The organism is Pedobacter sp. AC464 (genome assembly GCF_979253075.1).
Genome location: NZ_CEEDBV010000002.1, coordinates 1954620 through 1968305 on the forward strand (window position 1 = coordinate 1954620; position 13686 = coordinate 1968305).

The 13686-nt window shown below is 39.7% G+C and carries 8 protein-coding genes; 6 read left to right on the forward strand and 2 right to left on the reverse strand.

From position 1 onward, the window contains the following. Positions 1 to 3: 3 nt before the first annotated feature. The 3 genes from AC0IWT_RS19500 (at position 4) to AC0IWT_RS19510 (ending at position 4380) form a co-directional block, all read left to right on the forward strand. Positions 4 to 1584, forward strand: a complete 1581-nt coding sequence (locus AC0IWT_RS19500) for a SusD/RagB family nutrient-binding outer membrane lipoprotein (protein ID WP_471798434.1) — start codon at positions 4 to 6, stop codon at positions 1582 to 1584. A gap of 124 nt (positions 1585 to 1708) precedes the next feature. Continuing rightward, positions 1709 to 3268, forward strand: coding sequence for a S10 family peptidase (locus AC0IWT_RS19505; RefSeq protein ID WP_471798435.1), 1560 nt, complete (start codon positions 1709 to 1711; stop codon positions 3266 to 3268). A gap of 149 nt (positions 3269 to 3417) precedes the next feature. Continuing rightward, a complete protein-coding gene (locus AC0IWT_RS19510) occupies positions 3418 to 4380 on the forward strand; it encodes an acetyl-CoA carboxylase carboxyltransferase subunit alpha (RefSeq protein ID WP_471798436.1) in 963 nt (320 codons plus the stop codon). A 318-nt stretch (positions 4381 to 4698) separates the two neighbouring features. On the opposite strand, the gene AC0IWT_RS19515 is transcribed toward AC0IWT_RS19510, so the two are convergent. Both AC0IWT_RS19515 and AC0IWT_RS19520 read right to left on the reverse strand, forming a co-directional pair. Continuing rightward, complete coding sequence (locus tag AC0IWT_RS19515; protein WP_471798437.1) at positions 4699 to 7740, reverse strand: glycosyltransferase family 117 protein; 3042 nt, start codon at positions 7738 to 7740, stop codon at positions 4699 to 4701. 228 nt (positions 7741 to 7968) lie between these two features. Beyond that, positions 7969 to 10995: a glycosyltransferase family 117 protein gene (locus tag AC0IWT_RS19520; protein ID WP_471798438.1), complete on the reverse strand. Its 3027-nt coding sequence runs from the start codon at positions 10993 to 10995 to the stop codon at positions 7969 to 7971. A gap of 357 nt (positions 10996 to 11352) precedes the next feature. Here AC0IWT_RS19520 and AC0IWT_RS19525 point away from each other — a divergent pair, with 357 nt between their 5' ends. The 3 genes from AC0IWT_RS19525 to pth all read left to right on the forward strand — a co-directional run bounded on the left by AC0IWT_RS19525 (position 11353) and on the right by pth (position 13661). After that, positions 11353 to 12294 carry a ribose-phosphate pyrophosphokinase gene (locus AC0IWT_RS19525; protein WP_056871880.1) on the forward strand — a complete coding sequence of 314 codons (942 nt, stop codon included), beginning with the start codon at positions 11353 to 11355 and terminating at the stop codon, positions 12292 to 12294. Between the two features lie 73 nt (positions 12295 to 12367). Next, entirely contained in the window at positions 12368 to 12952 is a 585-nt protein-coding gene (locus AC0IWT_RS19530) for a 50S ribosomal protein L25/general stress protein Ctc (RefSeq protein WP_056871879.1), read from the forward strand. Between the two features lie 148 nt (positions 12953 to 13100). Next, positions 13101 to 13661: an aminoacyl-tRNA hydrolase gene (gene pth, locus AC0IWT_RS19535; protein WP_471798439.1), complete on the forward strand. Its 561-nt coding sequence runs from the start codon at positions 13101 to 13103 to the stop codon at positions 13659 to 13661. Positions 13662 to 13686: the final 25 nt, after the last annotated feature.

The following is a 13686-nucleotide window of genomic DNA, read 5'->3' on the forward strand; positions in this document are numbered from 1 at the left end:
AAAATGAAAACGATCATAAAATTATACGTACCACTTCTATTATCTGGGTTAGTACTAATAGCCGGATGTACAAAAGACTTCGAAAAAATTAATACCGACCCATTATCGGTGAGTCAGGATCAAAACAATCCTAATTATTTATTATCTACCGCACAGTTAACCTATACAGGAAGTACCGATTTTGCCTATGAAACCTGGCGGGGAAATTTAATTTATGCCGCCACCATGATGCAGGGTATGTCATCGGTAATTAGTTACTGGGCCGGAGATAAATACATGCTGAACGAAGGTTACACCGCTGCTTATTGGGAAAAGGCCTATCCAGATCAGGTTAAATATGCTGTTGATTTGGTAGAATCTACCAGAGGCAAAGCGCAGTACAACAATGTTCATCAAATGGGTAGAATCTGGAAAGCTTTAATCTTCGAAAGATTAACCGATTTATATGGAGATATTCCATACTCGGATGCTGGAAAGGGCTACTATTCTGCAATCCTTTATCCTAAGTACGATACGCAACAGGCGATTTACACAGATTTATTAAAAGAAGTAGATGAAGCATCAACAGCTTTAAATGCATCAGGCGATCCCGTAATCGGCGATTTGGTTTTTGCGGGTGACTTAGCTAAATGGAAACGTTTCGGCAATAGCTTAATGTTGCGCATGGCGATGAGGCTAACAAAAGCCGATGCGACCCTGGCACAAAGTTACATTACTAAAGCCGTTGGCAAAACGATGACGAGCGATAGTGACAATGCATTTTTTAAACATGATGTTAATGGTGGCCGTGTAACTCAAAACAGAAATGCGCAGGTTTTGCTCGGCGATGGCGGTCAGGAAAATTTCTACACTAGATGGAGCAGCACCTTTATTAATTATCTGAAAACAAATAACGACCCGCGTTTAGGTAAAGTAGCGGTAACTAAGTTGTATTTAACAGATGTTCTTAAAACACAAAACCCTGCATTTATAACCACGGCATCGGTGCAGAAAGGTATGCCTAACGGTAAAGACTTGAGTGGTATTGCCGGTAGAGATGTTCGTCAGGATGCCTCTTATACGGATTTTACCGATTATTCTTCGCCAAATCCGGGTATGCTAAAGAGGGATGGAAATACCTTTATTTTAACTTATGCAGAATCAGAACTGCTATGGGCAGAGGCTGCACAGCGTTTTAATATTGGTGGTTCTGCTGCATCACATTATAATGCAGGCGTTACATCAGCAATGACTTTTTTATCGCAATATGATCCAAACATGGCCGTAAGTGCGGGCGATGCTACGACGTATTTAGCTGCCCATCCGTATGTAGCTGCAAATGGCTTGGATATGATTGCCACACAATACTGGGCGCATACCATCACCATGTTAGATTTTTACGAAACCTGGGCCAACTGGCGTAGAACAGGTCTACCGGCTTTGGTTCCGATAATTTATCCAAATACGAATACAGGCGGCTCAATTCCACGCCGTTTCCCTTATCCACTAGGCGAGGGCGTATCAAATGCGGCAAACTACAAAGCGGCGTCTGCTGCGGTACCCGGAGGAGATAAACTTGTTGGTAGAGTTTGGTGGGATAAATAACTTTCTTAATTTTTATTTTAAATGGCATTGTGGATTCACAATGCCATTTTTTTATGGTAACATTTTCAATGGTTTTTTGATTAGCGAAGCTTAAATTAGATATTTATGAACCAAACCAGAACTAATGAAATTTAAACTTTTACTAACTACCTTTTTTTTAGGAAGCCTTTTTGCAAATGCGCAGCAAACGCCAAGGCGCACACCTGCTAAAGAAACTGTAACAACATCTCAGGTTACCATTAAGGAAGAGGCAAAGCCATCAGGAAACGAGCGGACCATCAAGGTGGAGAGTTCGGTTATTACCAATCATTCGGTCAGCATCGATGGCAAATCGATACCTTATAAAGCTACTACCGGAACTTTGCCTGTTTGGGATGAAGACGGGAAAGCAATTGCAGGCTTGTTTTATACCTATTATGAGAGAACCGATGTACAGAACAAAGATAAACGGCCTTTGGTCATTTCATTTAATGGCGGCCCGGGCTCTGCTTCGGTTTGGATGCATATTGCTTATACGGGTCCGGTGGTTTTAAATATTGATGATGAAGGCTATCCCGTTCAGCCTTACGGTTACAAAGAAAATCCTTACTCAATTCTTGATGTTGCTGATATTGTTTACATCGACCCGGTGAATACTGGTTATTCAAGAGCAATCAACAAAGATATTCCAACGAATAAATTTTTTGGTGTCAGGGCCGATATCAAATACCTGGCAGAATGGATAAATACATTTGTTACCAGAAATAACCGCTGGGCATCGCCAAAATTTTTAATCGGCGAAAGTTACGGAACAACACGTGTTTCTGGCCTTGCCCTGGAATTACAAAATAGCCAGTGGATGTATTTGAATGGTGTCGTTTTGGTATCGCCTACAGAGCTTGGCATTGAGAGAAGCGGCCCGGTTGATGCAGCTTTGCGTTTGCCATACTTCGCAGCCACTGCCTGGTACCACAAAGCTTTAGCTACAGATTTACAATCGAAAGATTTAACGGCAATGTTACCCGAGGTAGAAAGTTTCACCATCAACGAAGTTATTCCGGCGATTGCCCAGGGCGGAATGCTTAGTGTCGAAAAGAAAAAGTCAATCGCCGCGAAAATGGCCCGCTACTCCGGAATATCAGAAAAGGTATTTTTGGATTATAACCTTAATGTTCCTACAGATTTTTTTTGGAAAGAGTTGTTGAGAGATAAAGGCTTCACCGTTGGTCGTTTAGATTCCCGTTACAAAGGGATTGATAAAATGGGCGCCGGCGAATCTCCGGATTATAATGCAGAATTAACCTCATGGCTACATTCTTTTACCCCGGCAATTAACATGTACATCAGGAATGAGCTTAATTACAAAACGGATTTGAAGTATAACATGTTTGGTTCAGTTTATCCTTGGGACAACTCAGGTGACAAAACCGGCGACAATTTAAGGCAGGCAATGGCACAAAATCCATACCTTCATCTGCTGGTACAGTCGGGTTATTATGATGGCGCCTGCGATTATTTCAATGCTAAATACAGCATGTGGCAGTTAGATGCTGCGGGCAAACTTCAGGATAGAATGACCTGGGAAGGCTACCGAAGCGGACACATGATGTACCTACGCAAAGATGACTTAAAAACTGCAAACAACCACATCAGGGATTTTATTAAGAAAGCGCTGCCAAAAAGTGGCGAGGCAGCTAAGTTTTAACCAGCTTTGTAGATTCGATGGATTTAAAGACGCTTTCACGGTTATTTACAATTCAATTTGCCAGGCGTGGTAAAGCAAGGAAGTGTTAATGTTTAACTAAAACTGTTAACTGCAAACTAAAAATAAATACTTATTTTTGTAACCCAATTATGCAGCAAATAAAAACATCATTCGATTTTGAAAAGCCTATTGCAGATTTAGTTCAGCAGATAGAAAAGGTTAAACAAGTTGCCGAAAAGACTAAGGTAGATATGACTGCCACTTTAGATGAACTTGACGGCAAATTAAATGAAACCACGAATAACTTATATAATAATTTAACCGGTTGGAATAAGGTTCAAATGAGCCGCCATCCCGACAGGCCGCAGACACTCGATTACATCAACATGATTTGTGATGATTTTATTGAGTTACACGGCGATAGAACGGTTAAAGATGATAAAGCCATTGTTGGTGGTTTTGCAACCATCAATGGCCAAACGGTTATGGTTATTGGTCACCAAAAAGGAAAAAACACCAAAGAGCGCCAATATCGTAATTTTGGAATGGCAAATCCTGAAGGTTACCGGAAAGCATTGCGTTTAATGCGCCTGGCAGAAAAGTTTAACAAACCGGTAATTTCTTTTATCGATACGATGGGTGCTTACCCGGGTTTAGAGGCCGAAGAACGCGGTCAGGGTGAAGCGATTGCCAGAAACTTATTAGAAATGTCGGTACTAAGGGTTCCAATTATTTGTATTGTTGTGGGTGAGGGTGCATCTGGCGGGGCTTTGGGCATAGGCATTGGCGATAAGGTTTACATGCTTGAGCATACCTGGTATTCGGTAATTTCTCCTGAATCCTGTTCTTCAATTTTATGGAGAAGCTGGGATTTCAAAGAAAAAGCAGCCGAATGTCTTAAACTTACCTCAGATGATATGTTTGGTAACAAACTCATCGATGGAATCATCCCAGAGCCTTTGGGTGGTGCACATCAAGATCCTGAATTAATGGGGCAAACCTTAAAAGATTATATTTTAAAAGATTTATCATCGTTAGGAAAACTGAAAACAGACAAACTTATCGAACAACGAATTGAAAAATTCTGTGCGATGGGCGTTGTTAATGAATAATATTTTTTTTTAATATTGAAGTCCTGCCTGGTTATCCATGCAGGACTTTTTTATTTAAAATATGTTTGGTTTTGATTCCAGCAATAAACATTTCGTTTGGGTTTTGTCATGGTCGCATTCAACTTTTGCGAATGCGTTACTTTGCAACTTAGTCGCTAGGTATAAAGCGCTCGTTAAAACGAGCGCAAACCAAACCCCCATCGAGCGCAAACCAACAGCCACAACTTAATATTCGTATCGGCAATAATAACAGGCAGCTTAGCCCAAAAAAAAAGCAGCTACAAATTAATGCAGCTGCTACTAAAATATTTTTGGAACTTATTGCCCGGGTTGCTGACCAAAATAACTGGAAAATCTTGCTTCAAGTCCTGAAAATTGCTTTTCAAGTTGCGTACTAACTTTCGTTTGTCCCATTGCTTTCGAAGTTTTAATCATCCTGTCCAGATAATATAACCCCGTTTGAACGTTTTGAGTACCTGTTATGCTTCCTTTTGATGCAGAAATATCAGCAAGATAGGTAAGTTCTTTTTCTATGTAATCGCCAGATTTCAATAAAATATCATTCGCTCTAGCAGTTTCCCCAAGTTTGTAAAGATTTTCTGCCATGTAGTATTTTACAACAACCGTTCTTATCCCGAAAAATCTATCAGGCATAACCGTATAAAACTTATCGATTACTTTTTTCGCTTCATCAACTTTCCCTTCTTTAATCAGGCTTCCTGTTAAACTGCTGAAAAGATTTGTAAAGATAAAGGTATCGTCAGACGATTGTGGATCTAAATATTTGGCGGTTTTTATATTGCCCCATTTAAATTTCTCCATTACGTTTTTATAAAGAACTGGGGTGTTTAACAATTCCTCTCTATCTTCTGAAGAGGTAGTGTCTGCTTTGAGAGGTAATAAGCGCAAGGCCAAACCTTCACTATACAAATATTTATCTAATCCATTATACTGTTCTGAAGGTACTGTAGAAGCGAAATAAATCGGACGTTTCCAGTTATTATGCGCAAGGATATCGAGCATAGCCAATGTACCTTTAGTAACATAACCTTTGTTAAACTTCCATTGCATTTCTGAAGCAATTTTGTCTGCATTCGCTGCCGGAACAGTTCCTGTATTTATAACATCCTGCAGATTGATGGTTAATTTAAAGTTTTTTGTTGGCAGGAAGTTTGATTTTGTACCATCTTGCATGGCTACTTTATCGTCGGGACTATCAGACAATAGTAAATCGACCACATTTTTAAGTTCCACATTTCCCGCGATTTTATAATCATCGTAAGGCATTACATCACGCTCGCCCTGCACAAACTGCGATTCTTTCATCGATATTGGTAAAGGTTCAGAGTCGTTTTGTTTTTGCTTCATGCCATTTATATACCAATCGGTGTCAAACAAACTCAGGTTAACGATACGTACATCCGGACGCACCCGTTCAACTTCCTGGATATACCAAAGCGGGTAAGTATCATTATCACCATAGGTGAATAGTATGGCATTTGGTGCGCAGGATTGTAGGTAATCTAATGCGATATCATGAGCGACCATTTTTGTAGAACGATCATGATCGTCCCAACCTTGTTGCGCCATTATAACCGGAGCAGCAAACAAGCCAATAACAGAGGCTGCAATTGCACCGGTTGCAGGGGTAAGCTTTTTAAACAGCCATTCCTTTATCGCTAAAACCCCTAGTCCAATCCATATTGCAAAGGCGTAAAACGAACCAACGTAGGCATAATCACGCTCACGCGGTTCTAACGGTTTCTGATTCAAGTATAAAACAATTGCAATCCCTGTAAAGAAAAATAATAAACCAACTACCCCGGCATCTTTCTGGTTGCGGCCAAAATGCCAAATTGCACCCATTAAACCGATAATCAATGGCAAGAAAAAGAATCTATTGTATGCTTTATTATCAACCGTAGACGGCGGCAAATGACTTTGATCGCCATGCCAAATTGCGTCGATGGGTTTTATTCCGCTTAACGAAGTACCTTCGAAGCCGCTTCCCTGTCCTTGTTCATCATTTTGGCGTCCAACAAAGTTCCATCCAAAATAGCGCATATACATATAACCGATTTGGTAGCTGAATAAAAAGCCAACATTATCAACTAAGTTTGGTTTTTTGCTATCGTCCAAATGCATCCACTCCTTGTAAAACTCTGCGTGTTTTTGGTCATCGCTGTACATACGTGGTAAAAAGGTATTATCTGCGTATTCGTAATCGTTCTTTTTGCCTGCAACTTCATACTTTTCAGCGCCTTTTCTCCATATTGTTTTTCCTTCAGTTACACCGGTTCTTTCCGAGTTGTAATTCGGTCCGAAAAGTAATGGTCTATCGCCATATTGCTCTCTGTTTAAGTAGCTTAAAAATGAGAATGCATCCTTAGGGGCGCTGTTGTTCAAATTTGGGTCGGCTTTAGCTCTGATGATTATCATCGCAAACGAAGCGTATCCAAAAATGATTAAAACCGTAGAAATAAGGCCTAAATTGAGTAATCTCTTTTGATGTTTGATGGAGTAGCGAATACCCCACACGAAGGCGGCAATAATTAAAACAGCGAAGAATAAAACGCCGGTTCCAAAGCCTAAACCCAAAGTGTTAACGAAAAACAAATCGAAGTATGCGCCAAAAGATACCAGATACTGGATAATTCCATATTGGATAACGCCCAAAATTAAGATACCAACGATAAGCGTTTTAAAAATGCCCGAAGTTGTTGCTTTGCCTGTTTTTTTGAAATAGTAAATAAAGGCAATTGCTGGTATGGTTAAAAGGTTTAACAGGTGAATACCGATTGATAAACCCATAATATAGGCGATGAATAAAAGCCATCTATCGGCTTTTGGCTCATCAGCGTGGGCTTCCCATTTCAAAATACCCCAGAAAACGATAGCTGTAAATAGAGATGACTGAGCATAAACCTCAGATTCTACTGCAGAGAACCAAAAACTATCTGAAAAGGCGTAGGCCAATGCACCAACAACACCGGCGCCCATAATGCTTATTAATTGCCCTGATGTTAAGCTTTCACCAGCTTTAACTATAGTTTTTTTAGCGAGTGCGGTAATTGTCCAAAATAAAAATAGGATGGTTGCAGCACTTGATAGCGCAGAACCAATGTTCATCCAATAAGCAACTTTGGTTACATCTCCGAAAGCAAATATGGAGAAAAACCTTTGTAGCATTAAAAATAAAGGTGCTCCGGGTTGGTGAACAACCTGCATTTTCAACGCAGATGCGATAAACTCGCCACAATCCCAGAAACTAACTGATGGTTCTAATGTTAAGACGTATGTTATGGTAGCAATTAAAAAACAAACCCAGCCCGTTATATTATTAACTTTTGAATAATTCATTGGTTTTTGATAATGATGATTAAATATTCCTGCACATAAAAATGCTGCCGAAATTAATTAATATAGTCGATAAATGAGGAATAACTCCCATTGTTTTTACACTTTTTAACGCAATTGAGTCTGCTGCGCCGGTAAAAATTACACAAAATTGCTCTTAAGTAAACCAAAACCCGCAAAGTGCTTTTGAAACAGTACTTTACGGGTTTTGGCATAATGGTGATGTTCGGATTAGCTTCCGGCAAATGGGGCAAACCTGTTTATAAACTGATTGTATTCTTTTTCCAGTTTGTTGCTCAAATCGGTTTGCTTATAGGCTTGGGTCAGTTTTACCATCTGGCCTAAATAAGTCATATAAACGTGCACATCTCTTTCAGACGATAACTTGTTTTTACTTTCCGAAACATCTGCCAGGTGTGTAAGTTCTTTCGTCATGTAATCTGCCGATTGATTGATAAATGCATTTGCCCGGGCTAAATCATTTAATCGATAAAGGTTTTCTGTAAAATAAAATGAACTCATTACATGTCTCATGCTGTAAAATTTAAGCGGCATCACCTGGTAGTATTTGTTCACAACGGCTTTACTTTCTGCAATCCTGCCTTCGTTAATTAAGCCAGTAATTAAACCATTAAACATATTCGAAAACATGGTCACATCGTCTGCCGATTGTCGGTCTAAATGGTTAGCGTATTTAATATTTCCGTAGTTATAATTGGTTACCATATTGTCGAAAAATGGCTTTACGTTAACCTGCTCAAACATTTCCTGCTTCGAGGTATCTGGCTTAAGCGGGAGGAGCCGATAGTTCAATCCTTCAGCATATAAATATTTATTTAAACCAACATACTGCTCATCGGGCATTGCTCCACTGAAATATATTGGTCTTTGCCATTTGTTGTGCGTTAAAATATCCAGCAATGCCAAGGTTCCTTTTGTAAGGTAATTGGAATTATACGTCCACTCCATTGTACTGGCAATTTTACCCGCATCCTCGGTAGGAACAGTTCCCGTATCAAGAACTTCACGTTGGTTTACACTTAATTTGAATTTTTTAGTAGGAAGGATATTTGCCTTTGAACCATCCTGAAGTGTGATTTTGTCTTCATCATTATCAGATAACAAAACCTCCATTAGTTGTTTCAGTTCTACGCTTTGGGCAATTTTATAGTCCTGATAGTAAATTACGTCCCGTGTTCCCTCGGCATATTGGTTGGGTTTCATTGAAATTGGTAGCGGTTTAGAGTCGTTTTGCTTGCGCTTCATACCGTCTATGTACCAATCTGCCGTGAATAAACTCAGGTTTACAATCCGTACATCCGGCCGGATATTTTCAACTTCCTGCGCATACCATACCGGAAAGGTATCGTTATCTCCATAGGTAAACAGGATGGCGTTTGGTGCGCATGATTTTAAATAGTCGATTGAAATGTCTCGTGCCAGATGGCTTTCCGAACGGTCGTGGTCGTCCCAACCTTGCGTAGCCATAATAACCGGGGCAGCAATAAGCGCTGTTAGTGAAGCAAAGACAGCGGCTTTTTTTTGCGTCACTTTTCTAAAGACCCAATCTTTTAGTCCGAATACGCTTAAGCCAATCCAAATTGAAAATGCATAAAATGAGCCTACATAAGCGTAATCACGTTCACGCGGTTCGATAGGAACAGAGTTTAAGTAGAGCACAATTGCAACCCCGGTGAAAAAGAACAAGAGCCCGATTACGCCTGCTTGCTTCTGGTTTTTTTTGAAATGCCACACCGCACCAATTAAGCCCAGAATCAACGGAAGGAAGAAAAACCTGTTGTAAGCCTTATTTTCAACGATAGAAGGCGGTAGATTTTTCTGATCGCCAAAACGAAGCGCATCAATAGGTTTAACGCCACTTAACCACCCGCCGCCATTTTCGCCAAGTTGTCCATCCTGGTTATTTTGCCGGCCAACGAAATTCCACATAAAGTAGCGCATATACATTTGGCCCGCCTGGAAAGAAAACATGTAATTTATGTTGTCTAAAAGGCCTGGTTTGTGCGAGTCGTCAAAACCCATCCAGCTTTTGTAAAACTTTTGATGTTCAGGTTTATCGCTGTACATTCTTGGTAACAAAGTTTTTTCTGCATAAACGTAATCTGATTTGGTTCCGGCAGGTTCATATTTCAATTCGCCCTTTTTATATAATTTTCCCGTTTCTTTAACGTCTATTTTTTCTGTGTTGTAATTTTCTCCAAACAGTAATGGTCTGTCTCCATACTGAGCACGATTTACATAGTTTAAAAAGGTAAAAGCGTTTTCAGGGTTTGTGTTATTGAGGTTTGGCTTGGCATGCGCCCTTATAATCAGCATTGAAAAGGAACTATAACCGAATATTAGTAAAACGGTTGAAACCAAAGCAAGATTAAGAAACTGTTTCTTTTGTTTAACCGAGTATCTTATTGCAAAAACCAATGCAGAAATTATTAACACCGCGAAAAATAAAACGCCCGTTCCGAAGCCGAATCCCAAAGTATTTACAAAAAATAAATCCATGTATGCAGCCGCTGCTACTGAGTATTGAATGATGCCAAACTGAACAAAGGCGAGCATTAGAATAGAAAGTAAAAAAGTTTTAATAATCCCTTTGTTGGTTGGGTTTGGTGTTTTTCGAAAATAATAAACAAACACAAGGGCAGGAATAACCAATAAGTTTAACAGATGCACACCAATCGAAAGGCCTATCACATAGGCTACAAATGCCAGCCATCGGTCTGCACGGGGCTCATCTGCCTGCGATTCCCATTTTAAAATCCCCCAGAAGGCAACGGCTGTACAAAGCGACGATAAAGCGTAAACTTCTGCCTCAACTGCCGAAAACCAAAAGCTATCCGAAAAAGTATAAGCAAGTGCGCCTACAAGGCCTGCTCCAATTATGCTTAGCGTTTGGGAGCCAGTTGGGGCTTGGTTTCCTTTTATCAAAATCCGTTTCGCGAGGGCGGTGATTGTCCAGAAGAGAAAGAGAATTGTTGCAGCACTGGCCAGGGCAGAAGCCACATTCATAAAATAAGCTACCTTAGTTTTATCACCTAGTGCAAATGCCGAAAACGCTCTCTGAATCATCGAAACCAGTGGCGCTCCAGGTTGGTGCACAACTTCAAGTCTGAAGGCTGAGGCAATAAATTCGCCGCAATCCCAAAAACTTGCAAATTTATCTAACGTTAAAATGTAAGTGAGGCTTGCAATAAAAAAACATAACCAGCCGGTTAGGTTGTTAATTTTCGAGTATCTCATAGTTCGTTTAGTAATTGATAGTAAAAGGGTTATAGGTTTGACCTATAAAGTCGGCTTTTAATTGAAAACGTTGCATGGTGCGAACAGAAATTTTCAATCTTTTCGAAACGGAAATAAATTTTACTTTTTTTTTGAAATCACTCTTGCATATTTAAAATATGCTGCCTACATTTGCATTCCCTTTCGGGGATATATCCTCGATAAGTAGTTTGTCCGATAGTATAAGGGTAGTACGACAGTTTTTGGTACTGTTTGTCTTGGTTCGAATCCAGGTCGGACAACAAAATTTAGCATCGGATCATGTATTTAGAAAATGCATGATCCGATTTTTTTTAAACCGTAAACTACTCACGGATCATGCCATTGCAGTTTAACCCGGTTAAATTATTTTCCGGAACAGGTTCAAGAGGATTATCATTAAAAATTGCTGAAAGTTACGGCAAGCCACTTGGTGATGTTACTATCCACAAGTTTAGCGATGGTGAGTTTCAGCCTTCATTTGATGAATCAATTCGGGGCTGTGATGTTTTTTTAATCCAATCTACTTATCAGCCCAGCGATAATTTAATGGAACTTTTATTAATGGTAGATGCAGCGAAACGCGCATCAGCACATTATATAACAGCAGTAGTTCCTTATTATGGTTTGGCCCGTCAGGATAGAAAAGATAAACCGCGTGTTGCTATCGGTGCTAAATTGGTTGCGAATTTGTTAAAATCAGCAGGCATTCACCGCATTATGACGATGGATTTGCATGCTGCGCAGATACAAGGATTTTTTGATATTCCGGTTGATCACTTAGATGGTTCGGTAATATTTGTTCCTTACATTAAGAGTTTGAACCTGCCAAATTTAACTATTGCATCACCAGATATGGGTGGTTCGTACAGGGCTCGTACCTTTGCGAAATTTTTTAATGCTGAAGTTATTATTTGCGATAAACGCCGTAAACGTGCTAATGAAATCGAATCAATGTCGATTATTGGCGATGTTACCGGACAGGATGTAGTACTGATTGATGACATTTGTGATACCGCCGGAACCTTATCAAAAGCTGCGGCGTTGATTATGGAAAACGGTGCAGCAAGTGTACGTGCAGTTTGTACGCATGCTGTATTATCAGGCAAAGCAATTGAAACGGTTGAGAACTCTGTGCTGTCAGAATTAATCGTTACCGATACGATTCCTCTAAAACAGGAAAGTTCGAAAATTAGAGTGCTGAGTACAGCTAGTTTATTTGCAAGGGCAATTGCCAATGTAAATGAGCATGGTTCAATCAGCGATTTGTTTAGAGTATAAAACGTTGGTCGCTATTCGTTTTACGATTTAGCGACAGACGCAAAAAGAATTTTAATAAATAAATATAAATAAAATGAAAACAATCGCAATTAGCGGTTCTCCAAGAGAGAACGTAGGGAAACGCGATGCCAAGGAACTTCGTTACGAAGGTAAAGTTCCGGCGGTATTGTATGGTGGAAAAGAGCAACAACACTTAGCTGTGGTTATTGCTGATTTAAGAGATGTTATTTATACCCCGGAAGTGAACTTTGTAGAGATTGATGTTAACGGTGCTAAAACTAAAGCTATTGTAAAAGACACTCAGTTTCATCCACTTACCGATGTATTAATGCACATCGATTTTCTTCAGTTATTTGATGAAAAAGAAATCGTAATGGAAATCCCTGTAAAATTAACAGGAACTTCTCCAGGCGTTAAAATGGGTGGTAAGTTAATCCAAAAATTACGTAAACTTCGTGTTAAAGCTTTACCTGCTGATATGCCTCAAAACGTTGAAGTAAGTTTAGAAAAATTAGAAGTTGGTAGCTTATTCCGTGTTCGCGATTTACAAGGCAACAAGTATGCTATCACTAACACACCTGAAGATACAATCGTTTCAGTTGCAATGTCTAGAGCATTAAAACAAGCAGAAACTGAAGCTGCTAAAGGTAAAAAATAATCAGAATCTCGAAGATTTTTTGATTACAGAATTAAGCGGTGCATTTATTGCACCGCTTTTTTTTTGATCAACCTTTATCTCTGTTGATTTTTCCCTTATTGCTTCTTCCTTGTTGGTCTTTTCGCTTTAAGCCTTTACATTTGCAGCTATGAAATATTTAATAGTTGGTTTGGGTAATATTGGTCCGGATTATGCGCATACCCGCCATAATATTGGATTTGATATTGCCGATGAGCTGGTTAAAGGTTTAGGCGGAAGTTTCGAAAACATTCGCCTGGCTTATTATGCGGAGGTAGGTTTTAAAGGCAAAAAGCTCCATGTAATTAAGCCAACCACTTTTATGAACCTAAGTGGCAAAGCGGTAAACTATTGGATGAAAGAACTTAAAATTGTACCGGAAAATGTTTTGGTGATTGTAGATGATCTGGCTTTGCCGCTGGGTAAACTTCGCTTAAAACTTCAGGGAAGTTCTGCAGGCCACAATGGTTTAAAAAGTATTGAAGAAGTTTGCGGCGGACAAAATTATGCCCGTTTGCGCTTTGGCATTGGCAGCGATTACCCTAAAGGCAGGCAAGTTGACTTCGTTTTAGGTTTATTTGATAAGAAAGAGCAATTAGAATTGCCTGCGCTGATAGATAAAAGCGTCGAATTGATAAAAAGTTTTGTAACGGTCGGCCCTGCGCACACCATGACTGCTTTTAACAAATAGTTTCCTGCTCATGGCGTTCGTCACA